Source organism: Bacillus sp. AFS088145 (assembly GCF_002564465.1).
Lineage (GTDB): Bacteria > Bacillota > Bacilli > Bacillales > Bacillaceae_G > Gottfriedia.
This window is the reverse complement of sequence record NZ_NUUX01000006.1, coordinates 18,570-44,197: the sequence shown is the minus strand read 5'-3', so window position 1 is coordinate 44,197 and position 25,628 is coordinate 18,570. Positions and strand designations below refer to the sequence as shown.

22 protein-coding genes are annotated in these 25,628 nt (G+C 33.9%); 6 read left to right on the top strand and 16 right to left on the bottom strand.

Annotated features, from left to right (window positions below):
• Positions 1-37: 37 nt before the first annotated feature.
• The 6 genes from COI44_RS03275 to COI44_RS03250 all read right to left on the bottom strand — a co-directional run bounded on the left by COI44_RS03275 (position 38) and on the right by COI44_RS03250 (position 7,251).
• Complete coding sequence (locus COI44_RS03275) at positions 38-985, bottom strand: LacI family DNA-binding transcriptional regulator (RefSeq protein ID WP_098426645.1); 948 nt, start codon at positions 983-985, stop codon at positions 38-40.
• 196 nt (positions 986-1,181) lie between these two features.
• The gene (locus tag COI44_RS24445) at positions 1,182-1,328 is read right to left on the bottom strand and encodes a hypothetical protein (protein ID WP_286163729.1); all 147 of its coding nucleotides are present in this window, start codon (positions 1,326-1,328) and stop codon (positions 1,182-1,184) included.
• A 208-nt stretch (positions 1,329-1,536) separates the two neighbouring features.
• A complete protein-coding gene (locus tag COI44_RS03265) occupies positions 1,537-3,255 on the bottom strand; it encodes an alpha-keto acid decarboxylase family protein (RefSeq protein ID WP_098426644.1) in 1,719 nt (572 codons plus the stop codon).
• Positions 3,256-3,394: 139 nt separating this feature from the next.
• Positions 3,395-4,156, bottom strand: a complete 762-nt coding sequence (locus COI44_RS03260) for an SDR family oxidoreductase (RefSeq protein ID WP_098426643.1) — start codon at positions 4,154-4,156, stop codon at positions 3,395-3,397.
• Between the two features lie 376 nt (positions 4,157-4,532).
• On the bottom strand, positions 4,533-6,191 hold the full coding sequence (locus COI44_RS03255) for an FAD-binding dehydrogenase (RefSeq protein WP_098426642.1): 1,659 nt from the start codon (positions 6,189-6,191) through the stop codon (positions 4,533-4,535).
• A 181-nt stretch (positions 6,192-6,372) separates the two neighbouring features.
• On the bottom strand, positions 6,373-7,251 hold the full coding sequence (locus COI44_RS03250; RefSeq protein ID WP_098426641.1) for a YitT family protein: 879 nt from the start codon (positions 7,249-7,251) through the stop codon (positions 6,373-6,375).
• A 173-nt stretch (positions 7,252-7,424) separates the two neighbouring features.
• Here COI44_RS03250 and COI44_RS03245 point away from each other — a divergent pair, with 173 nt between their 5' ends.
• Together COI44_RS03245 and COI44_RS03240 are read left to right on the top strand one after the other, a co-directional pair.
• Positions 7,425-7,868, top strand: a complete 444-nt coding sequence (locus COI44_RS03245; RefSeq protein ID WP_097978114.1) for a MarR family winged helix-turn-helix transcriptional regulator — start codon at positions 7,425-7,427, stop codon at positions 7,866-7,868.
• Between the two features lie 2 nt (positions 7,869-7,870).
• Positions 7,871-9,055, top strand: coding sequence for an MFS transporter (locus COI44_RS03240; protein ID WP_098426640.1), 1,185 nt, complete (start codon positions 7,871-7,873; stop codon positions 9,053-9,055).
• Positions 9,056-9,094: 39 nt separating this feature from the next.
• Here the strand turns inward: COI44_RS03240 and COI44_RS03235 are convergent, their stop codons facing one another.
• From COI44_RS03235 to COI44_RS03225, 3 genes are read right to left on the bottom strand one after another with little or no spacing between them, the layout of a single operon-like run.
• Positions 9,095-10,216 carry a Ger(x)C family spore germination protein gene (locus COI44_RS03235; protein ID WP_098426639.1) on the bottom strand — a complete coding sequence of 374 codons (1,122 nt, stop codon included), beginning with the start codon at positions 10,214-10,216 and terminating at the stop codon, positions 9,095-9,097.
• Positions 10,213-11,310 carry a GerAB/ArcD/ProY family transporter gene (locus tag COI44_RS03230; protein ID WP_179886993.1) on the bottom strand — a complete coding sequence of 366 codons (1,098 nt, stop codon included), beginning with the start codon at positions 11,308-11,310 and terminating at the stop codon, positions 10,213-10,215. The genes COI44_RS03235 and COI44_RS03230 overlap by 4 nt, the downstream gene beginning before the upstream one ends.
• 20 nt (positions 11,311-11,330) lie before the next feature.
• Positions 11,331-12,785, bottom strand: coding sequence for a spore germination protein (locus COI44_RS03225; protein WP_098426637.1), 1,455 nt, complete (start codon positions 12,783-12,785; stop codon positions 11,331-11,333).
• Positions 12,786-12,944: 159 nt separating this feature from the next.
• Here COI44_RS03225 and COI44_RS03220 point away from each other — a divergent pair, with 159 nt between their 5' ends.
• Positions 12,945-13,688, top strand: coding sequence for a hypothetical protein (locus COI44_RS03220; protein ID WP_098426636.1), 744 nt, complete (start codon positions 12,945-12,947; stop codon positions 13,686-13,688).
• Positions 13,689-13,707: 19 nt separating this feature from the next.
• Positions 13,708-14,055, top strand: coding sequence for a DUF952 domain-containing protein (locus COI44_RS03215; RefSeq protein WP_098426635.1), 348 nt, complete (start codon positions 13,708-13,710; stop codon positions 14,053-14,055).
• A gap of 43 nt (positions 14,056-14,098) precedes the next feature.
• Here the strand turns inward: COI44_RS03215 and COI44_RS03210 are convergent, their stop codons facing one another.
• Both COI44_RS03210 and COI44_RS03205 read right to left on the bottom strand, forming a co-directional pair.
• Positions 14,099-14,833 (bottom strand): AAA family ATPase, encoded by a 735-nt coding sequence (locus COI44_RS03210; protein WP_098426634.1) that lies wholly within the window; start codon positions 14,831-14,833, stop codon positions 14,099-14,101.
• 624 nt (positions 14,834-15,457) lie between these two features.
• The gene (locus COI44_RS03205) at positions 15,458-15,796 is read right to left on the bottom strand and encodes a hypothetical protein (protein WP_142329214.1); all 339 of its coding nucleotides are present in this window, start codon (positions 15,794-15,796) and stop codon (positions 15,458-15,460) included.
• A gap of 193 nt (positions 15,797-15,989) precedes the next feature.
• Between COI44_RS03205 and COI44_RS03200 the strand changes: the two genes are divergently transcribed.
• Positions 15,990-17,069, top strand: a complete 1,080-nt coding sequence (locus COI44_RS03200) for a GIY-YIG nuclease family protein (RefSeq protein ID WP_179887007.1) — start codon at positions 15,990-15,992, stop codon at positions 17,067-17,069.
• A gap of 95 nt (positions 17,070-17,164) precedes the next feature.
• On the opposite strand, the gene COI44_RS03195 is transcribed toward COI44_RS03200, so the two are convergent.
• The 3 genes from COI44_RS03195 to COI44_RS03185 form a co-directional block, all read right to left on the bottom strand.
• The gene (locus COI44_RS03195) at positions 17,165-18,559 is read right to left on the bottom strand and encodes an amino acid permease (RefSeq protein WP_098426631.1); all 1,395 of its coding nucleotides are present in this window, start codon (positions 18,557-18,559) and stop codon (positions 17,165-17,167) included.
• 153 nt (positions 18,560-18,712) lie between these two features.
• Positions 18,713-20,029, bottom strand: coding sequence for a 4-aminobutyrate--2-oxoglutarate transaminase (gabT, locus tag COI44_RS03190; protein ID WP_098426630.1), 1,317 nt, complete (start codon positions 20,027-20,029; stop codon positions 18,713-18,715).
• A 233-nt stretch (positions 20,030-20,262) separates the two neighbouring features.
• Positions 20,263-21,684 carry an aldehyde dehydrogenase family protein gene (locus COI44_RS03185; protein WP_098426629.1) on the bottom strand — a complete coding sequence of 474 codons (1,422 nt, stop codon included), beginning with the start codon at positions 21,682-21,684 and terminating at the stop codon, positions 20,263-20,265.
• Positions 21,685-22,146: 462 nt separating this feature from the next.
• On the opposite strand from COI44_RS03185, the gene COI44_RS03180 reads away from it, so the two are divergent.
• Positions 22,147-23,157 (top strand): LacI family DNA-binding transcriptional regulator, encoded by a 1,011-nt coding sequence (locus COI44_RS03180; RefSeq protein ID WP_179886992.1) that lies wholly within the window; start codon positions 22,147-22,149, stop codon positions 23,155-23,157.
• Positions 23,158-23,361: 204 nt separating this feature from the next.
• Here the strand turns inward: COI44_RS03180 and COI44_RS03175 are convergent, their stop codons facing one another.
• Together COI44_RS03175 and COI44_RS03170 are read right to left on the bottom strand one after the other, a co-directional pair.
• A complete protein-coding gene (locus tag COI44_RS03175) occupies positions 23,362-24,657 on the bottom strand; it encodes a uracil/xanthine transporter (protein WP_098426627.1) in 1,296 nt (431 codons plus the stop codon).
• A gap of 19 nt (positions 24,658-24,676) precedes the next feature.
• On the bottom strand, positions 24,677-25,582 hold the full coding sequence (locus tag COI44_RS03170) for a DMT family transporter (RefSeq protein ID WP_098426626.1): 906 nt from the start codon (positions 25,580-25,582) through the stop codon (positions 24,677-24,679).
• Positions 25,583-25,628: the final 46 nt, after the last annotated feature.

Genomic DNA, 25,628 nt, shown 5'->3' with positions numbered 1-25,628 from the left:
CCACATTTTTCTCTATTTTTTTATCTTTCATTATGCTTTAAATAGAATCTCTATCTATAATTCGATATGGTATTTTTACTTTTTCTCTAGATTTCGCTATTACAAGGCTACAAGCTTGTTCACCGATTTTTGTTAATTGATGATCCACTGTAGAAATTCCCATACCTATTCCAATTGGTTGATTTTCTTGGCCAATGATTGCTAAATCAGTAGGGATATTCAATTGTTGCGACTTTGCGTATAAATACATTCCACCAGCTACTTCATCCCCATTTGCATAGATAGCAGTCGGCTTTTTTTGTAATTGTAGAAATTTCTTTGCTGCTTCATATCCGTCTTCTAAGCAATGACAATCTGTGAGATGGTATTCAGGTTGTAGTTCACCAAATATTTCAATATAAGCAGCAATCATTTGCTTCGTGCTGTTGCTTTCTAGCCTAGCAGTTGTGAATGCTACCACATCATGCCCTTTGTTTTTTAATAATTGAAAAGCATCCAAATACGAAGAATAGCGGTCCATATAGGAACAGCCAATTTCCTCGTGTTGCGTATATTCACAAGCTACGATTGCACCAAATTGGCTAAACGGAATGATTGTTTCCCAATCATTTGCTCGTGAAGTGATAATGATGCCATCATACAGCTTGCTTTTTAATTTTTGCAAATACTCCATTTCTTTTTCTTTACGATAATTTGAAGGAAGCACCGTTATCAAAAAATCTTTCTCTAATGCCTTGTTCAGTATACCGTTTAATATTTGATCAAATGCTGGATTGTTGTTATATGGGAGAATAACCCCAATTGTCCGTGTTTCTCCTCGAATTAAATCAATTGCATTTTTATTTGGTGTATAGTTCATTTCTTCAATAACTTTCAGAACTGCCTCACGTTTATCACTAGCAACATACTTATAATTGTTTAGGACTCTAGAAACAGTAGAGACCGATACACCTGCTAATCTTGCAATATCGTTAATATTTGCCATCGCACACCTCCAACATATATGAATTATCAAGGATTTTTATGCATTACATTCAGTTTCGAAAAAAAAGCGTTTAGAAAGGAAAGGAGGTTTCCACTGTATGCCCATCTTACCGTAATCCTGTGTTCTCCTACAATGAGTGTAGAATGTTCAAACTCTTTCCTTTCTCCTTCAAACCAGAATGATTTTTCCATCTTTACTAGTTATTGCTTACAATATATAATCTTTTATTGGTTAAAAACAAATCTCCAAAGTAAATATTTAGTGTTCCATCAAAGATTTCCAATAAGCCTGTAACGTTAGACAATACATTTTCATCGTGTTGAAGGTTAACTTTTCTGTTCATTTTTTCTCCCTCCGTTGAAAATAAGCTTACTTTCAATCTAATTTATGAAATGGATTTCAAGTCAAGAGAAAAAATCAAACTAAATTTCAAGCCAGCTATAAGGAATTAGATCAAAGTTTTCATCACTCGGTTTATTGAACAAATTATAGAGCGATGAACATCAAAAAAAGTTGGGATCATTGATTCCAACTTTTTTTGTTTATACTGACTATTTTTGACTGCGTTGCATTGCCTGTTTCTCCAAATACTTGTACATCTTTTTCATATTTTCTGGTGCATCCAATGGGTCTTTTACAATCATTTCAATAATACAGAGTCTTTCGGAACATTCAATTTCAGCTTGGTTTATTGCCTGTTCAAGCTCTCCATTGGTACTGACAATAGCAGTAAACGCATTGCCTCCAAAAGCTTCAGCTAGCTTAGTGTAAGACCACCTAGGGATTTTGTTGTATGTTTGATTTTTGGTTTTGACATTTAAGTATTTTTCGATCGTATAACCGTCATTGTTTAAGATGAAAATTATCGGTTTACAGCCATAGTAGAGCATAGAGCTGATTTCTTGTACAGTTAGCTGCAGTGAGCCATCACCTGTAAACAGCAACACTCGACGTTCTGGGGCTGCAATACAGGCACCAAACGTCGAGGGGGTTGAATATCCGATGGAGCCCCAACCTCCTTGTCCAATATATGTAATATTACTAGGCAGTCTCACCTCCGCCATGCCATTGAAGAGTGTACCAATCTCAACAATCATAATGTCGTCCTGTTTCAGCATACGTTGAAAAAGTGGATAATAGCCAGCTGCCGTAAGTGGTTCATCGTTCTTTAAATTGTATTGATCGTATGGAAATGACACTTTCTTGAGCATTCCTTGACCCTTATAACCCACATTTTGTACTGCTTGAAGCATGTCATTAGCAAGAACGTTCGGATAGACCGCCTCAGCAATCTTCACTAGGTCCGATTGGATATTAATGGTCACCATTGAATTCAGTTTTGCGGTAAAATTCCCTGTGTTGGTGTCCGCGGGTACCAAGCCAATCGCAATGATACAGTCTGCATTTTCTACCGTACTTTGAACTTCAGAACATCCAAACGAGCCTAAGTACATCCCAATATAATTTGGATGGGTTTCATCAAATGCCCCTTTACAGAACATCATGGACGCAACAGGTATATTGATTGCGTCTGCTAGCTGCTGAACTACAGCCTGAAGGCCAAAACGTATGGATTTTACATCCACTAGGATTACTGGCCGCTTTGCGCTTTCTAGTAATTGACGGACATGATCTGCCGCAGCCTGAAGAGATTTTAAGTTTGACGTTTTTAGTGGTGGAGTTGGCTCTATCCGGTTCATAATCGGCTGTTCGACTAAATCATCCGCCACAACAAGGTAAACAGGCTGTTTCTTTTCTTTTGCAATACGAATAGCAGCAGGAATTTCAATCATGGCATTTTCAGGTGTGAGTACCGCACTATAAGCCGTTATCTGTTTATACATATTGTGAAATACATTAAAATTCCCATCCATTAGAGTGTGGTGCATCAGCTTGTGCTCTTTTTGATCTTTTTCTTTTGGCGAACCAACAATGTGGATTATCGGAACGTGTTCACTATAGGCTCCAGCTATCGGATTGCATGCATTCAACTCCCCAACACCAAACGTTGTAATAAGAGCAGAAATCCCTTTGATTCTTGCATAGCCATCTGAAGCGTAACCTGCGTTTAGTTCGTTTCGTCCTTCTCTAAACTGGATTCCGTTATATCGCTCCAACGTATCAAGTAGTGAAAAATTATAGTCTCCTGCGACGCCGAAAATTTCAGTAATCCCCTCTTGCTTCAAGCAATCAAACAAAAACTGCCCAACTGTTTTTTGTGCCATACCAGCATGTGTGTCGGGACTGCCTGTATTCTTCATTTTATCCATTACACACCCACTCCTTTTCCAATAACAATAGCTTGTTCAGTTTTTTAGTACCCTTTTTATTCGTACCCTATCATAGAACAGGCTATACAGTTGTTTGGAATTAGGAAATAATGTAAAACCAATACAAAGCAACAAATGGTTACTGAATTGTGTTTTTCAACATATTGTACATATTTGTAACATGTTCATCGACTTGATCTCGCGACATACGAAGTCGTTCAACTGAAGTTCCATATCCGATTTCTTGTTTCCCTTCTTTTAATCCCATGAAAATCCCATCTGCGAATTCATCTAAAGGTTCACCGTGAGTATGCAATCCTGCTCCACCTAAATCAGTATTAACTGCCGGAGGTGCAACTTCAATTACTTCCACAGTTGAATCGGAAAGTTGGTGACGTAAACTTATTGTAAAAGAATGAATTGCAGCTTTTGTTGCTGAATAGATTGGCGCAATGACCAACGGAGTAAAAGCTAATCCCGATGAAACATTAATAATTGTTGCGGCTTCTTTTGTAGCAAAATATGGAGCAAATAGCATAGACAAATGGATTGGTGCTTCAATATTAGTTATGATTTCATTATTAAAATATTTCCAATCGTTCTTGGCATCTGATTTTAAGATATTAAAACGTTGTTGAATCCCTGCATTGTTTACTAGTACATTCACTTCTGGATAGTTCTTCGTTATCCACTCAAACAATGATACACGTTCTGATTCAGAGCTCAAGTCACTCACATGTGTAATAAGATCTGGAAATTTTTCTTTAGCATTTTCAAGTACATTTTCACGTCGTCCAGTCACTATAACTTTATTTCCATATTTAATAAAGCGTTCTGCGAAAGCTAATCCGATCCCTGTACTTCCACCTGTAATAAGGATTGTATTTCCCGTAAGTTTCATTTTAATTCCTCATTTCTATTTATTTTTCATTTGATATATTAAACTTTTTAAAAATCCGATTGATTTGTATAACGATTAATTTTTAAATCAATCCCCTCTAACGAATTTGTCATTAACGAAATTTCTTTTAATACTGCCTGTTTATGATTCCTCATCATTTCAAATCGGAGTTCAACCGTTTTGTCTCCTTCTACGACCCAATCAATATATTGCTTAATACTCTAATTGAACAATATTTCATTGGAAGACCCCAAAAACATTTCTTTCATAGTCGACATGAATATCATACGACTTAAACTATGGTTTAAATCAACAAAAGAAAAAAATAAGATCGACTAGTTTGTCGATCAAACGCATGTGTTTGGTGAGTTCGATTTTATTCTAATTCTCTACTAATCGCTCTCCCTGCTTGTCTACCGGAAAATAAACAACCGCCTAAAAATGTTCCTTCCATCGCGCGATAACCGTGTACACCGCCGCCGCCGAATCCAGCAACTTCACCTGCTGCATATAGTCCTCGAATTGGATCGCCTAAAGAATTTAATACATTACCATCTAAATTTGTTTGAAGTCCACCAAGTGTTTTACGACTAACAATATTTAAACGAACAGCAATTAATGGACCGTTTTTTGGGTCTAAAATTTTATGAGGAGTTGCAACACGAATTAATTTATCACCAATATAATTTCGCGCTCCCCTTAAGGCAGTGATTTGTAAGTCTTTCGTAAATTTATTATCCATTTCACGATCACGTGCAATCAGTTGGCGTTCGATTTCATCATAGTTTAGTAAATTTTCCCCGGTTATCTCATTCATGCCTTCAACAAGCTCTTCTAACGTGTCTGCAACGACAAAGTCCTCTCCTTTTTCCATAAAAGCTTTTACAGGTGCTGGTATTCCTGAAGTTGCCCTTTTCATCACTTGTTTTATACTTTTTCCAGTTAAATCAGGATTTTGTTCCGAACCTGAAAGTGCAAACTCTTTTTGAATAATTTTTTTCGTTAAAATAAACCAGGAGTAATCATAACCAGTTTGTTGAATGGTTTGTAAAGTACCTAAAGTATCAAAACCAGGAAAATTTGGTGCCGGAAAGCGCTGTCCACGTGCATCTAGCCAAATTGATGATGGTCCAGGAAGAATACGGATTCCATGATTGCTCCATACCGGATTCCAATTTTTTATGCCTTCAGTATAGTGCCACATTCGATCACGATTAACAATTCGACCACCAGCATTTTCAGTAATGGCAAGCATTCGACCATCAACATGTGCTGGTACACCAGATATCATCCTTCTCGGCGGGGTACCTAATCGACTTGGCCAATTTTGGCGAATTAAATCAAAGTTCGCTCCAATACCGCCACTTGATACTAAAACGGCCTTTGCCCCATATTGAAAGTCACCAATTACTTCACGAGAGCTATCTTCTCCTCGCTCTGATTTACTTGGTTCTAATAAAGAACCACTAACTCCTACTACAGCTCCATCTTGTGTTAGTAGTTGATCTACACGATGTCGGGATCTGAATTCTACTAAACCTTTTTTCATATGCTCGCGAACTCTTCGTTCGAAAGGAGCAACAATTCCAGGACCTGTACCCCATACTACGTGAAATCGGGGCACTGAATTCCCATGTCCTTCTGCAAGATATCCCCCACGTTCAGCCCAACCGACGATTGGAAAAAATCTCACCCCCATGTCATAAAGCCATTGCCTCTTCTCACCTGATGCAAACTCAACATATGCCTCTGCCCATTTCTTTCCCCAATAGTCCTCATCATCTTCTCGATCAAATCCTGCTGTTCCAAGCCAATCCTGCCAAGCTAATTCTCTCGAATCCTTAATTCCTAACCTACGTTGCTCAGGAGAATCTACTAAAAATAACCCACCAAATGACCACCAAGCCTGACCACCTATTGATGCTTTCGGTTCCTGGTCTAATAACAATACACTTTTCCCAGCATCAGCCATCTCAGCAGTTGCAACTAATCCAGCCAATCCTGCTCCAACAACAATCACATCGAACTTCTCCATTCAACTTCTCCCTCCTTTAAGCCTTCTAATCTATCAAATTATAAATTTATCTATAAAAAGACAGTTTTCTAAATTTTCAGTTATCAATTAAATAATACAGCAAATAGCAAGAGAATAAAAGGAAAGAAGGTCCACCAATTCTGAACCTTCCTCCATATTTAAATGCTTTTGTTGACCAATCCTAATGTACATTTTTCTTTTTAAATCTTCCACCACGTACTTCTGCAATATCTGAAATTGCTAAAAAGGCAGTTGGGTCAATGTCATCGACAATTGTTTTTAATTCCGCTTCTTCTAATCGAGTGATAACACAATAGATAACCTTTGTAGTTTCACCTGAGTATGCTCCGGTTCCATTTATATATGTAACACCACGGCCCATTCTAAAAAGAATCGCTTCTCCAATATCATCACTTTTGTCACTAATGATCCATGCTGATTTTGATTGTTCTAATCCTTCAACTACGATATCAATTGTTTTAAATGCGACTAAATATGCAATAATTGAGTACATTGCTCGATCCCAAGAAAAGATGAATCCAGCAGCCCCCAAAATAAATAGGTTGAAAACCATAATGATTTCACCAACGGAAAAAGGAATCTTGCTATTAATAATGATCGCCAGAATCTCAATCCCGTCTAGTGCACCACCAAATCGAATGGCTAATCCTACTCCGACACCTACGACCATTCCTCCAAAAATTGTTGCAAGTAGAATATCTTCCGTAAAAGCAGAGATATGGTGAAACCTACTTGTTAAATAAGAAAGAACAGTGATACCAAGAATGGTGGAAATGGCAAATGTTTTCCCAATTTGTTTATACCCCAAATAAAAAAAAGGTAGGTTTAATACAAATAGAAATACCCCAAGTGGAAGTCCTGTAAGATGGGAAAACATAATTGAAATACCTGTTATTCCACCATCAATAACATCATTTGGAACTAAAAAAATTTCAAGACCAGTCGCTACAAGTAAAGCACCTACTAGCATTGCGATTGTTCTTTGCACAATCTTCATTTTGTGAGATTTACCGTTTGTTACATGTATTGCTCCTGCCATCTCGAATACCGTCCTAACTGTTTTGTAAAATTTTTCTACATTTAATATTTGCTCTTATGCTCAATTTATACTAAATAAGTTCATACACTGGACATTCACAATTTGTTCAAATATAATTAGCTAGACAACTATTTTAATTAGCTAGCTAACTAATTTACCAAGGAGACTTTTTTATGCGCAAAAAGCAGCCTTTCTTTTTTTTATTAAATCAAACTACACGTCAGTTTTCGAAATCATTTAATGAGCATCTCGTTCCTACTGGATTATATTTGGCACAATGGTCTGTTATTCACTATATCCATTTACATGGACCATGTACTCAACGAACAATTTGTTCGAATTTGAACATTGAGCCACCTACACTGACACGTACACTACGTAGAATGGAAACTTTAGATTTAATTGTTCGCAAAGAAGGAACGGATAAAAGAGAAAAAATGATTCATCTAACTGATAAAGCTGTAAATCAATTTGATAGTTGGAAAGAACAAATCATCTCATTTGAGAATGATGTTATTAAAGATATACCCGATGAAGAGCTTGATATTGCACTTCAAGTTTTTCAAAAAATGATGAACAATATGAAAGCGTCGGAGGTTACTAAACAGGGGGAATAAGTTTGAAAAACGAGCGTTTATGGACAAAGGATTTTCTAAGTGTTAGCTTAAGTGGATTTTTTGTGTTTTTAGTATTTTATACGTTGATGGCGACATTGCCGATTTTTGTGATTGATAATTTAGGTCAAGAAGATAGTAAAGTTGGCCTAGTAGTAACATCGTTTTTAATCGCCTCAGTTGCAATTCGTCCTTTTGCAGGCATCTGGCTTGATACAATTGGTCGCAGAAAAATACTAATCATTTCATTAGTTTTCTTTACATTGACAACATTTTTTTATCCTTTTATAAATAATTTTGCATTATTACTATTATTGCGTTTTGCACAAGGGATTGCTTTTGGTCTAGGAACAACCGCAACTGGTACGATTGTTGCTGAAATAGTTCCCGTAACACGTAGGGGCGAAGGGATGAGTTATTATAGTTCATCCATGATCCTTGCAATGGTTTTTGGTCCTTATCTTGGTATTAATTTAATGAGTCATTTCACCTTCCATATTTTGTTTTTTGTTTGTGGCTTCTTCGCAATTCTATCACTTATTTTCGGTCTATTCATTGCGATTCCTAAACAAACATTAAAAGCAAAAACTCGAATTAAACCATCACAATTAATTGAGCGTTCAGCATTACCAATCTCAATTACTTCAGCAGTTATCTCTTTTGGTTACAGTGGTATCATTTCATTTATCACATTATACGCAAAGAATTTAGGTTTTGTAGATGTTGCTAGTTTCTTTTTTATCGTTTATGCAGTTTTCATTTTAGGTTCAAGACCTTTCACTGGTAAACTATTTGATCGTAAAGGAGCAAACATAATTGTTTATCCTGGGATCATCTTATTTACGATTGGCCTAGTTGTCTTGAGTTTTTCAACTGTACCAACAATCTTTTTATTTTCTGCTGCATTAATCGGTCTAGGCTATGGTTCAATCTTACCTAGTTTCCAAACATTAGCGATTAACACTGCTGCCCCTGCTAAAAAGGGAATGGCAACAGCGACATTTTTTATGTTTTTTGACACCGGTATGGGGATTGGCTCTTACGTTCTTGGAATTATATCTGCGAAAACATCTTTCCATATTATGTACGTAATAACGGCAATTGCTGTATTATCAACGACTGTCATTTACTATTTATTACATGATCGTAAACAAAGAAAAGCTTTAGATCTCGAAAAAGCAGCCGCATAAACTTAAAACCCACCAATATTTTTGGTGGGTTTTCTAAGTTTACATCGTTATTCCTTTATCTATAACAATAATTTTAACTTTTACTTTTATATTCGATTTCTGGTATGTCTCAAGCCAATGATTCTCATTTTTTTCCCAATCAGAATATTGAAATGAATGAGCAAGAATGCCAAATCCGACTGGATCAACTTTATTTTTTTGAAATGATTGGACTAAATCATTTAATTGTTTTTCTAATTTTTTTTGTATTGCATTTTTTAAAACTTTTTCTGTTGCGTTCGTCAATCCTATTGGGGATTCTGTAATCATAATCGGCATTGTCAAATTTACATTAAAACTATATCGTCCATTTGAATATTTTTTATCTATTTTCCTCTTTACATCTTTAATATAAAAACTAGTTTCTTCTTCAGTAAAAACATCATCTTGATCTCTTTTATATTTTTTAAGATCCAATGCAATAACTAATTGCCCTTCTAAATGATCTTTTAAAATTTTTAGCATTTGTGTTTCATTCATTGATAAGGTTCGATTATACATATTATTATTTGTTAATAATGTCGTTCCATTGACTACTAAATGATCACCTTGTACTGTTAGTTCAGGTGCAAAAGGTGTTATTCCCTTCTCATAATACATTTGATGAAACATTCGTATAGACGTTCTGAAAGCAACATTTCGAAAATCAGCAGTTTGTAATAATTGAGGAATATAGATTGGCAACTCTGGTTTATCCTTTGGTTTTAAATTGAAAACATCGGAAAGTGAACCATCTACAAAAATAAGATCGGCATTTAATCGAAACTTTGGATCTCGATAAAACATATCCATTATTGAAAACCAATTTTTATGTTCAAGAACCTTTGATCCTATTAAGATTGCTTGAATTTTACCACCACCAGTAACACCATTAGCTCGAGTATCAAAATAATTTCTTGATTCCTTAATAGAAAGGGTTTGTACACTAAAATGTTCAGTTTTCTCTTTTGTTTCTTCACTAAAGACCGGGCTTGCCATATATACTTCTACTTTATTTTCATCGTTTACATCGATTCCTAAAATCATCGATAATGTGACGTCTTCTATATTAATTTTCCCTCTGCAACCTGAAACGCCGATTACTAAAAAAATACTAAGCAAACATACTTGAAAATATTTCAATTGATTTTCACCTTACTTAACCTATTTTTTATTAAACCGCCGACCAATAAGAGGATTGGAATACCGATTATAATGAATGATCCAAAAATCATTATATAATGTAAATGAATAGACGTATTTGTAAACGTCGGTACTTGAATAAACGTAAGTATGAGAATTACGATAAAAAGAATTATAATGATAAATGGTTTTAGTTTAAATTTAAATACCTCTGATAATCCATTCATGCCGGCCCAAATATACGTAACCCATGTTTTCGATATAATCATTAAAAATAATGAGAATAAAATGAAATCTAATCTCTCAACATATTGGAATTCCATTATACTTAAAATATCGATTACAGGCTCAAACGTCATTTTAATTTCATAAGGACTATAAATAACAAAACAAATGATTGTTACAAAAATATATGTAAAAGTTGTTAATGCATTTCCAATAATAACGCCTTTTATTGCCTTTTCCTTCGACTTTAAATAAGGATAAAAAACTAGAATTAACTCAATGCCTAGAAATGAAGTTGTCGTTAATGGAATTGTCTTAAAAATCGGCATCCAGCCATTCTTTATAATTGGTAAAATAAAATTTAGATCGGCATCTTTAAGCGTGAAAAGTAGCATGAATAAAGTAAAAAAAGCAATTGGAAAAATTGCTTCTATATATTTCGCAATTAAATGAATTCCACCTCTTAAAAGCTGGTAAGTTGGAAAAAGAAATAACACCAATAAAACATACACTTTTGTTTCTTGAAGAATGTAGGATTGAATATATAAGATGGCTCTACATAATACAAGATACCCAGCATAAAGGAAATAGATAGCTTGTAAAAAGACTACAATTGGTCCTATTATTTTTCCTAGATAAAAAGTAAAAAAACTTACGTAATTTAAATTAGGAGCCTTATCTCTTAATTTCAAAAATAAAATGCTAATAGCAGTTGAAATCATCCCTCCAAAAAGTATTGCAATCCAACTACTTGTACCTGCTTTTTGAGCCAGTTCTCTTGGAAGTGACAACATTCCAATCCCTACTTGAATACCAAAAATCATTAAAATAAATTGAAATTGTGTAATTTTTGACTTCGTAATAACCATGAAAGAATCCCTTCTAACATTCATTCTTCATTACGTTTATTTTGTTTTTTCCAAAGATAGTTTAAAGGTACTCTTATGAATGTATCTTTAAATGCATCACGATTGATTGGGGAAAATGGTAATGTATAAGGTTTGTTATAGCTAGATAAGCTCAATCCATGGATCATGAGAACCATAGTACTAACAATCAAACCGATTAAACCAAATAATGAAGCCATAATCATAACTGGAAATCGAATGACTCGTAAACTAGATGCCATTTCATAGTTTGGAATAATAAATGATGAAATAGCAGTTAAAGCTACAACGATTACCATAATATTACTAACGATACCTGCTTGTACAGCTGCTTGACCGATTACAATCCCACCTACAATGCCAACTGTTGTACTAATAGGAGCTGGAAGTCTAATAGCTGCTTCTCTTAACATTTCTAAAGTTATCTCCATAACAATGGCTTCAAATAAAGGATCAAATGGAACCTTTGCCCTAGATTCCCCGATGGATAGAAGTAATTTTAAAGGAACGATCTCATAATTAAATGAAATAATTGCAATATAGATTCCTGGTAAAAAGATTGTTAAAAAAAATGCAACTATTCTAAGTATACGATTAAATGACGCCACCATCGATCTTGCTGCATAATCATCAATCGTTTTAAAAAATATTGCAAAATTAATCGGTAAAATAATAACTTCAGAGGATCGGTCTACGATTAAAACTACTTTTCCTTCAAGTAATGTCGTAGCCGCAACATCCGGTCTTTCAGTTGTAAAATATTGAGGAAAAGGCGAAAATGGGTTCTTTTCCATTAATTGCCCTAAATGGTTTGCATTTAAAACAGAATCAAGTTTTATCTTTGAAATATTTTGTTCTACACCAGATAGTAAATCTTCATCTACTAATCCATCGATATACGCAATTGATACTATACTTTTATTCTCATTCCCGATTTCAACTTGCTTAATTTGAAAATCTCGACTTTTAATAAATCTACGAAGTAAAGCAATATTAGCTTGATCAGTTTCAACAAAGGATATTTTTGAACCTCTTAAAGAATTATCAATACTTGGAGGCGTATACGCTCTTTGTGGTAATTTTCCAGTCGAATAAACAAATGCGACTGGATCGCTTTCTACTAGTAGAATACTTTTACCATCCAATATTGCTGTTTCAATTTCTAAGATTTGATTAGTACGAACTGTATTATTCGTTATGAATAATTCTATTTCTTCTGTATTCGAACTTATTGTATTAATAAATTGAGATATTTTTTGTTCATCGACTATACTAGACAAATAGCAAAGCACAGTCTGCTTATCTCGAATTATCAAGTCTTTTGTTACTAAATCAGAGGTAGGAAAGATTCTCTGAATAATGTTAAGGTTTTCTATTAAATTCCCTTCAGTATGAAGAACGGAAGAACGTAAATTAAATTTACTTAAACGCTTCTTTTGTTCATTAGAATAATCCACTTAATCTTCCAGCCTTTCATAAATTTCCACTTTACTATCAGCTAATTAGTTTTATCAAAAATGTCCAACTTTATACTTGAAAGGTTAATCCTAAATGGTTGGATTTAATGGATGACTTTCGTTAAAATAAACAAAAAATAGTTTTGATGGAGGAAAAATATGGCAATCTTAGCGAATGCAAAATTTACCAAATATAAAAAGTTAATAACTTCTTTATCTCCTTTACTTGAAACTAGTACATTACAAAGTGAAAAATTTCTAATAGATAAAGATGAAAAGAAAAATTTAGAAATTTATTATGCTCCTTTTGAGTACATTAATGAGCGAGCTAAAGTCATCATAGTTGGGATTACACCAGGCTTACATCAAATGAAACAATCTTATTCTACTGTGATCAGACTTAAGGATAAGGAGATGGATGACGAAGAAATTTTACATGAAGTTAAAAAGAATTCTAGCTTTGAAGGACCGATGCGAAAAAATTTAATTGCTATGTTAGATGAATTGGAATTACATCATTATCTTGGATTAAATTCAACTAGCGAACTTTTTAGTACAGCAAGTCATTTAGTACAAACGACTTCTGTCATTAAATACCCAGTTTTTTATAAAGGGAAAAACTATAATGGTTCAACCCCGAATATTTTAAGAACTGATCTACTTAAAAAGTATATTGTTAATACCTTTGCGGCGGAAATCATAAGACTAGAACACCCTCTAATTATCCCATTAGGAGTTAATGTTTCAAAAGTATTAACCTATCTAACTACAAATGATTATTTAAACTCGGATTCAATTTTATACGGATTTCCCCATACATCTGGCGGGAATGGACATCGACATAAACAATTTGCGGAAAATAAAGAAGAGATGAAAAGAAAAATTAAATTATACTTTGAGTAATGATTAAAGGAGAACCAAAATGATTTTACATATTATTGGAAACAAAGACTGGCAAAATACAAATAATTTATGTGAATATTCACCTGATAGTTTAAACAACGAGGGGTTTATCCATTGTTCTACCCTCAAGCAAACTGTTGAAATCGCCAACTTATTCTTTAAAGGTGCAACGGATTTAAAAATACTTTGTATTAATGAAGAAAAAACAAAATCAAAAATCGTCTATGAAGATACTGAAAACTTCGGGCAATTATTTCCTCATATTTATGGACCATTAAATTTAGATGCTGTTTTTAAAGTTGTTGATCTTAATTCTGACAAGAATGGGCAATTTAGATTACCTGATGAATTAGTAGGGCAAGAATAACAAAAAACTCAGTTTCACATAGGTGAACTGAGTTTTTTAATCTTCACTCATCATCACGTAACAAATCACTTAAAAACTTTTCTCTGTTTTGTAAAAAGTATTTAGTAATTTGATAATGATCCGTATTTTCATAATCAATTCTAGTAATTTCTCCATGATCAAAGCTTAGAATATCTGCATTTGGATAACCAAGAAGAATTGGAGAATGCGTAGCAATAATGAACTGTGAATTTTCATTTTCGACTAAATCATGAATTATTTTTAAAAATGATAATTGCCTAGCTGGGGACAATGCTACTTCAGGCTCATCTAACAAATAGATTGCCGTTTCATTAAATCGATTTAAAAACAGGGACAAAAACGATTCCCCATGTGATTGATTATGGAGAGACTGTCCGCCATAGCTGTCATATTTTTCATTTTCTGGATCCTCTAATTCATCTAAGTAAGTAGCAAAATAATAAAATGATTCCGCTCGTAAGAAAAATCCATTCGAAATTTTCGGCAACCAAGAAAGTCTTATGTAATTTCCAAGCTGTGACTCTGATGCAAAAACTTCATAATTATTATTACGTCCCCCACCCGCCGTATTAAAATCACATTTATCAGCAATTGCTTCCAATAATGTAGACTTTCCGGAACCATTTTCACCTACAAAAAAGGTTACATTACTTCTTAGGTTCAATTCATCAAAAGATTTAATGGAAGGAATTGAAAACGGATATTGGCTAAAGGAATTAATATCATCACGCAAAAGTGTAATTTTTTTTAAAAACATTTTCATCACCTATTAAGATTATATAGTAATTATGATCCTTATTTAAAAATTTATTAGAAAGTAGTGCAGCATATTATTTACATGATTGATTTAATCTTTAGTAGTTGGGGTATCTCAACTGTATTTTTTTATTCGAAGTTAATATGGTCAACTTTTTAATATATAATAAGCAGATTTTCTCAATTTTTTAGTTGATTCAATAAGAATAAGAATATATTTACAATTTTACCTCTAGAAAATATCTACTATCTACAATACCCAAGTCATAATACCCCAACTGGTATGGGTAATTATTAAGTTAATTTGCGATTCTTTGAAATTTAATTGCAGTTTTACTATTTTTAATTGCGATTCTCTGAATTTAATTGCACTTATGCCAATTTTAATTGCGATTCCTTGATTTTATTTGCAGTTCTCCGTTTATTTGCAGTATTTCATCTTTTATTTGCACAGAGTGGCTTTTTATTTGCGATACTCCAAGACTTATTTGCAGCTCTGACTTTATTTTTCACTGCTCATTATTTATTGCTTTTCAAATCTTTCTTGCCAGTAAAATAAAAAAGAGGGTTCTCCTAAAGACTGTTAGGATTCCCTCATTTTTTAATGAAGTTCAATGAGATTGAATCAAAATACGGCACTAAGAGCATCCTTATAAATCACAATCGCTCTTAATACGTGAAAAATAGCTACTAGAATAATAGTTACTTCATAAGCAGATACTCTCACTAAATCAAATTTTTTGCGGAGTACAAATTTCCGAAAAAGCGCTGGGAATCCTTCATTTAGTTTTAAACAAATAATATAGAATACTAGAATGACAAAGTATAGAAAGAATCCCATGTCAGCATACTTCCAGTTGACTAAATGAGCAAATAAACTGCATAACCAAATGATTAATACATTAACAATACAAGCTAGAATCCAATTGGAGAAAGAGGATGTCGTATAGATTGTTTTCATCAAGATCACTACTCCTTTAAATCATCTGTAGTCAATTTTTACGCTTGTAGTCGTTCTTTTATGCGTGTATTAAAGACTTTAAATTATGTTTTTTATATAAAGTTTTGTTGAAGTTATTCCACATAATTGTTCTGACTTTTAATTCATTTCTCATGTTAAAATGAGATTATACTTACAAGAAAAGGGATGAACTACTATAAATCTACAAGAAAAAGTAAAAAATCTGCCTTTATCCCCTGGCGTTTATTTAATGAAAGATTCAAAAGGTCAAATCCTTTATGTCGGAAAGGCAAAAAGCTTAAAAAAACGAGTTCAATCTTATTTTCAAAATTCAAAGGGACATTCACCAAAAGTGAAAAAACTGGTAACCCATTTAAAGGATTTTGACTATTTATTGACTGATACTGAATTCGATGCTTTAATGCTTGAGTGTCATTTAATTAAAGAAATTAAACCAATGTATAATCGTATGATGAAAAGTCCGCAATCTTTTATTTACTTAGTCATCAACTTAAATAAAAAAGTTCCTTCATTTGAAATTAGCTACGAGCCTATTGAAAGTGAAAATATATTAATATTTGGTCCTTTTACAAGTAGAAGTACTGTTGAAAGAGCAGTTACCGGCATCAAGGAATGCTTTAAAATTAATTGTGGCCATCTGGCAGTAAAGAATAGCGCATGTTTAAATTATTCATTAGGGACATGTAATGGAATTTGTCTAGGTGGATCAGCGCTTGAAGAGTACAATATGATCATTGATAAAGTTATTCGATTTCTTAATCGTACTGACTTGAGTCTGCTTGAGGAAATGGAAAGACTTATGTTATCAGCATCTGAACAATTTGATTTTGAGGCTGCGGCAAAATACAGGGATTGGATTGAAACGGTTAAGTCTTTAACTAATAAAGAAAAACTAATCGAATTTACTGAACAAAATCATAATATTGTTACAATTGAACAATTAGAAAACAACAAATTTAAGTATTTTCTGATTTGTCGAACACAAATATTGCATTGTGAATTGGTAGAAATTGAAGACGATTCATTAGATCGGTTGATTGAACAAATATATTCAAATTCACTTGATTACTTCAAACATAATAATAATCAATCTACTAAAGATGTAAGCCGCGATGAAATCGACGAAGCTCAAATTATTTACAGCTATTTAAATAGTAAGAATTGCAAGCATCTAATTGTTCCAAAAAGATGGCTTAGTCCTACTAGTACTAAATTAACAAAAGAACTTCGAAAAATAGTTAATTTCTTTGTATAAAAGCTCTATTAAAATAAAATGTTAATATTTTGTATGTAAAAAATGGCTGTCAATATTGACAGCCATTTTACGTTCTTATTAAACTAGCACATGCATTAATTATTTATAATCAATTCTTCATGTTTTGATTCAACTTTCTCTTTCTTTCCAACTTTAAAAATGAAGAATGAAGAAATTACTAAAACTGTAATTAAAGATGTTAAATAGAATTGTGAGCGAAGACCACTCATAAAGAACATCGAGAAATAAATTACGACCATTGCGATGATGGAAATGTAAGTTATATATGGGAAACCCCACATTTTTAATCGTAATACTTTACCTTTTTTCTCAGCTTCTCTTCTCTTTATTAAATGCGAGACTGCAATAACAATATACACTAGAAGAGCAATTGAACCTGATGCATTCAGTAGAAATGAAAAAAGTTTATCTGGTGAAATAAAGTTAAAAATTGCAGCTAGAAAGGCGAAAGCTGAACTTGCCCAGACCGCCAAATATGGTGATCCACCTTTGTTTACTTTTGTAAAAATTCTCGGAGCATTTCCTTGCTTTGCTAACGAATATAGCATGCGAGAATTCGTGTAAAGTGCTGAATTCAAACAAGAAAGTACTGAAAAAAGTACAACAATCTTCATGATTGTTGCAGCCCCAGGAATCCCTAAATTTGTAAGCAACGTTACATATGGGCTACTTAACGATTTCGCGTCATTCCAAGGCATTAATAAAACTAAAATAGTAACTGATCCAATGTAGAACAATGCTACACGCCAAACAACAGAATTAATAGCAGTAACAACAGACTTTTGAGGATCTTTTGTTTCACCAGCAGCAATCGCAGCAATTTCAGATCCAAAAAATGCAAACATAACCGTCATAAACCCACCTAATATTGCACTCACACCTTTAGGGAAAAATCCGCCATGCTGTGTCAAATTTGATAATCCCGGAGATTGAATTGTGGGAATAAATTTAAATAAAATCGCTAGACCTAATAACATAAATGCTGAAATCGCCACTACCTTTGTAATGGCAAACCAATATTCAAACTCTCCAAATGTTTTCACTGATAAAATATTGGTGAGTGTAAGAGCAAATGTAAGAATTAAAGCCCAGCCCCATAATGGAATACTTGGGAACCATGAATTCATAATATTTGCACCTGCAATCGCCTCGATTGCGATTGTAATCAACCAAAAAAACCAATACAACCATCCAATCGTGTAACCTGCCCAAGGGCCAATCGACTCTTTTGCATACGTTGAAAACGATCCACTATCTGGGTTCTCTGCAGCCATTTCTCCTAACATTCTCATAAGAAGTGCAACTAATACTCCCGCTATTACATAAGCAACAATTGCTGATGGACCTGCACTATGAATAACATTCCCGCTACCTACGAATAAACCAGCCCCAATGATTCCCCCAATTGAAATCATCTGAATATGGCGGTTCTTTAAATTTTGTTGTAAACCTTTGTTTTGATTCTCCATATTCACCCTATCCTTTTTTTGTTAATATAAAACTATTTATAAAAACCTTTTTTTAAAAGACTCGAGCATGTCCTATTAAACTCCACATTCGGAAGTTACTCTTAAAAAGTTTGAACATATGAAAACAATTGAACGTTCAGTTTCAACAAAATTTTAACAATAAACTAATACGTTTTCTAAAACGTTTTCTAAAATGGCAAGACCTTCGCTAAGCTCCTCTTCTGTTATCACTAATGGGCTTAAAAAACGAATGATATTTCCATCTAGACCTGCAGTAAGTAATAGAAGCCCAGCTTCGTTTGCTGCTTTTGCAATTTTTGTAGTAAGTTCTTTATTCGGTGTTTTTGATTTTTGATCTGTTACAATCTCTACTGCACACATTGCTCCAAGACCGCGGAATTCTCCAATGAAGTTGTACTTTTCTTGCCATTTTCTCACTTGGCTCTCAAGCACTTCTCCAATCCATTTTGCTTTTTCACATAATTGTTCTTCTTCAATAACTTCTAATACTGCTAATGCTGCTTCACAAGCAAGTGGATTTCCACAGTATGTTCCACCTAATTCACCAGGATCTGCCATATCCATTATTTCTGCCTTACCGATAACAGCACTTAGTGGCATACCACCTGCGATAGATTTAGAAGCAGTCATAAGATCAGCTGCAATATCAAAATGCTCCATCGCAAACAATTTTCCTGTTCTTGCGAAACCTGTTTGAATTTCATCAGCAACCATCAAAATACCATGTTTTGAACAAAATTCACGCACATGTTTTACAAATGATTTTGGTGGTATAACAAATCCACCTTCTCCTTGAATCGGCTCCATAACAATACACGCCACAGTCTCTGGTGCAACTGTTGCCACAAAAAATTGATCAAACTGTGCAATCACATCTGCTTCGTATTGTTCATCAGTCATGCCATCTGGCTTACGATACATATATGGATATGGTGCTTGATATACTTCTGGTGCAAATGGACCAAAACCAAGTTTATATGGTTTTACTTTACTCGTCATTGTCATCGTCATTAATGTACGGCCGTGGAATCCGCGAGTAAATGTGACAACTGCTTGGCGTTTTGTATATTTTCTTGCGATTTTCACAGCATTCTCAACTGCTTCAGCACCACTGTTTAGTAAAATTGCTTTTTTCGCAAAATTTCCTGGTGATACTTCACACAATTTTTCACAAATTTCTATGTATGACGGGTACATAATGACGTTGAAACCAGGATGAATGACCTTTTCTGCTTGTTCTTGTATAGCTGCTACTACTTTTGGATGTGAATGCCCCACGTTAATTGTTCCGATCGCCGCACCGAAGTCAATAAACTTCTTTCCTTCCAAATCGTATAGTGTCGCTCCTTTGCCTTTTACAGCGATTGCTCGATTTCCATTACTAACTCCTTTTACTACATATTTATCGCGTTTTTCTTGCCATTCTTTTGAGGTTAGTTGCTTACCCATCTTTTGATTCCTCCATTTTTATAATAATTTCTCTTTGATAGTTGCTTTTTCAAATACTGTATCTTTTTTAAATAGGGGTTAAGCATGACATTATTTATAATTACCTATACCCTCATTTCAAACTTTAGTATGAGAACCGATAAATAAGCCCAAAAACGTATACCGTCTAAAAAAACAATAAAGCTAAGCGATATACTAAAAAAATTAATATCATTTTAGTCGTTGCATGTGATTTATCCTTTATGCCATATAACCAGTTTCATTTCAGTCATCTCTTCAATTGCATATTTCAATCCTTCACGTCCTGTTCCACTTTCTTTTACGCCGCCATATGGCATTTGATCAACACGGAATGTTGGCACATCATTAATAACCACTCCACCAACATGCAATTCGTCCGCTGCTTTCAGTGCATTGGAAACATTATTTGTGTATATTCCAGCTTGCAGCCCATATCGGGAATCATTCACAGCATCGATTGCTTCGTTTACTGATGATACTTTACAAATTGAAACAATTGGAGCAAAAACTTCATTACACGATACTTTCATGTTACTCGTTACATCTAAAATAACTGTCGGTTCGAGGATATTACCTTGTGCTTTGCCACCAGATGCAATAGTCGCACCCTGTGCTTTTGCTTCTTCAATCCAGCTTAAAGCACGATCTAGATCATTCGGTGAAATAAGAGATGAAACATATGTTTCAGGATTTAGAGGGTCACCTAGTTTAAGTTTGCTAGCCGCTTCTGCAAACTGCGAAACAAACTCATCATAGATTTTTTCGTGTACATATATACGCTGTAAAGAGATGCATATTTGTCCTTGGTTAGAAAATGCACCCATTAAGCAACGATCAATAGTCTTCTTTACATCAATGCCCTCATCAATGATTAATGCCGCATTTGAACCTAGTTCAAGAGTTGTTTTCTTAAGCCCCGCCTTCGCCCGAAGTGCAATTCCAACTGAAGAGCTTCCTGTAAAAGTCACCATACTAACTTGATCACTTTCTACAATAGCATCACCTACCACTCCACCTGGTCCCGTGACAATATTTAACGCACCGTCAGGGAGACCTGCCTTTTTGAATAAGTCAGCTACATAAAATGCAGAAAGTGGCGTTTGTGAAGCTGGCTTTAATACTACGGTATTCCCTGAAGCTATAGCAGGTCCCACTTTATGTGCAACTAAATTCATGGGAAAATTAAATGGAGTAATAGCCCCAATAACACCAATTGGATTTCGGACGGTGTAGCCTATTTTTCCCACACCACTAACTGCCGCATCAAAGGGGATTGTTTCTCCATGAATTCGTTTAGCTTCTTCTGATGCAAATTTATAAGTTTCAATCGTTCTTATTACTTCTGCTTTAGCGAAGATAAGCGGTTTAGCCGATTCAAGAGCAATTACTTTCGCCGCTTCTTCTAAATTTTCTTCAAGAAGTTGCGAAACTTTCTCTAAAATGGCTGCTCGTTGATGAGCAGCCATTTTAGCCATTACTTCTTTAGCATCATAAGCTGCTTGTATTGCTTTTTGAGTTTGCTCTTTATTCGCTATTGAAATGTCTGCAATCTTTTCACTTGAATAGGGAGAAAGTAATTCTGAATAATGTTCTGTTTCCATATGTAGTCCGTTAACCCAAAGATTCTGTTTCATGTTTCCCTCCTAATTTATGAATACGTATTAATAATAAACTTCCAAATAAATAAGTGTCAAACAATTTTTACTATTTAGTATTTTGTAAATTTTACCTTCCGACTAAAAAACCTAAAAAATTTCCTAATTATCAAAGTATCATTGCAAATTATGGTGATTTCTGTAAGAATACATCCGATTGAATCCTTTTTCATCAATATATTTGGCGATTTAATCTAAATGATAATTCTGTATTCATTCTCTTTCTATGAATACGTAGTCAAAAATACACGTTAATTCTCATAAAAATCCTAATCAAATTCTTTTTTATTTGCTATAATGAGGAAAAGTCTCTTAAATCTTCCACAGTTTATTTTGTTTTTGGGAGTAAGAGGAATTCGTACATCAGCCGTATTCATTGCTTTTTTAAAATTAATTGACTATTATTTCAATTTTATATTCTATGAGCTTGGAGTGATTTATTTGGTTTCATCCCACGATGTTGCGAGGTTAGCTGGAGTCTCTCAATCTACTGTTTCTCGCGTATTAAATGGTTCTAAAAATATCAAACAATCTACAGTAGCGAAAGTAGAGAGAGCAATTAAAGAATTAAATTACCATCCTAATATGATTGCTAGAAATCTCGTGAAAAAAAAAACCAACATGATTGCGTTAATCACAGGACATAGTCACGATCCATTTTATGAAGAATCTACTCGCGGAATTGTAACTATTGCAGCAAGAAACGGATATAACGTGCTCGTTTATTTCCATAAAATAGATAACGATAAAATGCTTTACAACCAAGTTTTAAGTGCCCCAGTTGATGGAATCATAATGTCCTCTATTTTATTGAATGATTCTATTTTTCCCATCTTAGAAAGTTTGGAAGGCAAACCGTATGTGACGTTCAATCGAAAGCATTCGTGTGGAACAAACTATTTTGAGATTGATAACATAAAAGCCGGTGAACTAATTACAGATCATATGATAGAAATAGGGCATAAGAATATAGCCTATATAGGTGGATCGCTACAAGCCTCTACTTTTTATGGTCGCTTAGAAGGATTTAAAATGGAGACTAGTAGACATAAAATAGCGGTTCGCGAAGAGTGGATAAAAACAACCGATACAAGTGTAGAATCCATCGTACAAGCCTGTAAAGAGTTATTTTCAGGTATAGAATATCCAACAGCCATTGTCGCTGCCACAGATGCAATCGCTTTAACATGTATGGATTTCCTACTTAGTAAAGGATTTAAAATACCGGAAGATATCAGCATTGGTGCAATTGACAATATCGAGTTTTCTGCCCATGCATCTATTCAATTAACAACAGTGGGAACTCATTTAAGTCAATCTCTAGGAAATCTCGCTATGGAACATCTAATTAATTTAATTGAAAATAAAGAAAAACAAATTAATCCTGTATCTACTACAATTAAACCTCATTTAATTGTTAGACGTTCAACTGGAAAACCTAGAATAAAATAGATTTTAGAAGTGAAACTATTTTAACAAAAAATAGAGACGTGAATAACTCACGTCTCCAATTTTCCATCCAATTAAAGACAGTCTATCATTTGTTCAATTATCAAATGCGTTAGTTGCAATAGGGTGTTTAATCTAATTGGAACGAGCGATTAGAAGTAATACCGCACTTAAATAGGCTCGGGCATATTTTCCCCGAGCCGTTTTTTATCCTTTTACCTTCTCAAACTGATTCCAGTTAATTGATTTCTCTAATATTATTGAAAGAATTACACCCATAATCAGTCCATTTGTTAAAAATGGTTGAACAATCATTGGTAGATTTCCAAATGTTCCAGGAGCAATATTCATCAGGCTTACTCCTACTAAAACTGGGGCTGCCAGTCTAAAAATTGTATCTGATGTAAATACTTTTCCATTTGTACTACTAAATGCTGTTCCAAACAATTGAAGATATGCGACAAATAGTACTGCATTTCCAACTGTTACAGGCATAGTTGCTAAAAATGAAATTAATGGTGGAAGTACGCCAATTATTGCTAGCAGTGCTCCCCCATAGATAAATGGTTTTCTTTCATATATTTGTGTACTTTGCAAAAATCCAAGTGATGATGTAAATGGAGTGTATGGTACAATTCCAAATAATGCAGCAATAATTGTGAAGCTGCCTGTGAAAAATAGTGAAAAACGATATTGTTTTGTACTTGCTTCTTCTTTTAATAAATCAGACGCAGCTTTAATTGATGCAAATGTATTACTTAAATTCATAATTCCTGCAAAAAATGAAATCGCAATTATACCTATTTCTAAATTAGGTGCTCCTAAAGGGAATAATGAAAAATGAGCACTTGCTGCCCCTACTTCTTTTGCATCTGATCCAAATAAAATCGAGTAGAATAACCACCCTACGATAATGCCAATTAATATTGAAAAATTGCTGATAATACGAGAACCTTTTAATTTTAAAATACTTACAAATAATACGATGCATACAGAAAGTATACTGATCGATATACTGATTTCACCTTTACTCGTAATTCCAAGCATTCCTTTAAAGAATACAAATATGAGCTGAAATGAAAGTAAGAATAAATAAACTGTCATAACCATTGGGGTAAATATTTTTTGAAGAAAGGAAATCAAATTGAATGCAGATAAAAGTAATGTAACAATACCTGCTGCAATAAATCCTGTTGCCATTCCTCCTCCAATTTCTGTATAACTTAACCCAAAAGCAGAGGCTGATAATCCTAAATTCAGCATAACTCCCCATAATAAACCAGAATGCCCCTCCATGACCGGATATTTATGACCAATCCATCCTTGTAAAACAGATGCAATACCAGTAAAGATTAGTGAACTTCTAATCGTACTTTCGATAACATCTGAAGGCAAATGAATTGCAGCTCCTATTGAAATGGGGACTACAATCGTATTCGCAAAAATAAAAAATAGCCATTGAACCGATGAAAAAAGAGTAGTAGAAACCCTCGCGTTTTTCATAGTTTCCTCCTCCTCTTGCTTAAAAATTCTTTGTGTCTTTTATATAGACTGGGTCTTTAATCGCCTTTCTCCATTTTAATGAAGTTGAAAGAAAAACACCAATAATAATGAGTACTCCACCAAAAAGTTGAGATGAAGTAATATTATTTTTTAAAACAATCAAGCCAACTAGCATTGCAACAAAAGGTTCTAAGTTAAGAAACATAGCCGCTTTTGATGCTCCAACAATTTGAATTTGATGATTCCAAATTAAAGTACAAATCCCATGCATAACAATTGCTGTTACAATTAATAGGATCCAAGGCATCGCTTCCTTACTCAACTCGCCAGTTGTTTCTGATAAAAGCGCAATTGGTAATAAACCTCCAAAACCAATAAAATTCGAGTAAAGCGTAATCGTCGTGGATTCATAGTTTACCGTTAGCTTTTTAATCATAATAATTGAAATTGAAAACGTGAGCATAGTTAGAAAAATCCAAATCAAGCCAATCGTAATTTGAAGCTTTTGTCCGTTAGTAATTACAAAAAAGACACCTATAAAAGCTATAATTGAACCTAATACAAAACCTTTTGTTAGTCTTTCCTTTAAAAATATTGAAGCTAAAAAAGATGTAGTAAGAGGAGCAAGCGCAAGTATTAATGCAGAAGTTGTTGGATGGGTTGTTTCTAAAGCGGAATAAAATGACCATTGATTAATACAAGTACCAATTAACCCTAGTAAAACAATCATAAACCAATCTTTTGTCTTAATCTTTTTCCACTTTTTCTTCATTAATGCATAGAAAGCCATAAATAGTAAGATAAAGCACAATCTTAACGCTGACAATAATATTGGTGAAAACTCTTTTACTAGTATTGAACCAAAAATAAAATTACTTCCCCAACAGATTACACAAAATAGTAATAATAGGTAAGAACGAACCATTTTACAGCCTGCTTTCTCGAATTATTTTAAAGAAAACTCGTCGAAT

What these genes read in the sequence shown, in the direction of transcription:
- COI44_RS24445 (WP_286163729.1), bottom strand. Translation starts at nt 1,328, where the DNA reads ATGAACAGAAAAGTTAACCTTCAACACGATGAAAATGTATTGTCTAAC.
- COI44_RS03195 (WP_098426631.1), bottom strand. Translation starts at nt 18,559, where the DNA reads ATGGAGAATCAAAACAAAGGTTTACAACAAAATTTAAAGAACCGCCAT.
- gabT (WP_098426630.1), bottom strand. Translation starts at nt 20,029, where the DNA reads ATGGGTAAGCAACTAACCTCAAAAGAATGGCAAGAAAAACGCGATAAA.
- COI44_RS03215 (WP_098426635.1), top strand. Translation starts at nt 13,708, where the DNA reads ATGATTTTACATATTATTGGAAACAAAGACTGGCAAAATACAAATAAT.
- COI44_RS03265 (WP_098426644.1), bottom strand. Translation starts at nt 3,255, where the DNA reads ATGGATAAAATGAAGAATACAGGCAGTCCCGACACACATGCTGGTATG.
- COI44_RS03170 (WP_098426626.1), bottom strand. Translation starts at nt 25,582, where the DNA reads ATGGTTCGTTCTTACCTATTATTACTATTTTGTGTAATCTGTTGGGGA.
- COI44_RS03260 (WP_098426643.1), bottom strand. Translation starts at nt 4,156, where the DNA reads ATGAAACTTACGGGAAATACAATCCTTATTACAGGTGGAAGTACAGGG.
- COI44_RS03220 (WP_098426636.1), top strand. Translation starts at nt 12,945, where the DNA reads ATGGCAATCTTAGCGAATGCAAAATTTACCAAATATAAAAAGTTAATA.
- COI44_RS03175 (WP_098426627.1), bottom strand. Translation starts at nt 24,657, where the DNA reads ATGAAAAACGCGAGGGTTTCTACTACTCTTTTTTCATCGGTTCAATGG.
- COI44_RS03245 (WP_097978114.1), top strand. Translation starts at nt 7,425, where the DNA reads ATGCGCAAAAAGCAGCCTTTCTTTTTTTTATTAAATCAAACTACACGT.
- COI44_RS03210 (WP_098426634.1), bottom strand. Translation starts at nt 14,833, where the DNA reads ATGTTTTTAAAAAAAATTACACTTTTGCGTGATGATATTAATTCCTTT.
- COI44_RS03255 (WP_098426642.1), bottom strand. Translation starts at nt 6,191, where the DNA reads ATGGAGAAGTTCGATGTGATTGTTGTTGGAGCAGGATTGGCTGGATTA.
- COI44_RS03185 (WP_098426629.1), bottom strand. Translation starts at nt 21,684, where the DNA reads ATGAAACAGAATCTTTGGGTTAACGGACTACATATGGAAACAGAACAT.
- COI44_RS03250 (WP_098426641.1), bottom strand. Translation starts at nt 7,251, where the DNA reads ATGGCAGGAGCAATACATGTAACAAACGGTAAATCTCACAAAATGAAG.
- COI44_RS03230 (WP_179886993.1), bottom strand. Translation starts at nt 11,310, where the DNA reads ATGGTTATTACGAAGTCAAAAATTACACAATTTCAATTTATTTTAATG.
- COI44_RS03275 (WP_098426645.1), bottom strand. Translation starts at nt 985, where the DNA reads ATGGCAAATATTAACGATATTGCAAGATTAGCAGGTGTATCGGTCTCT.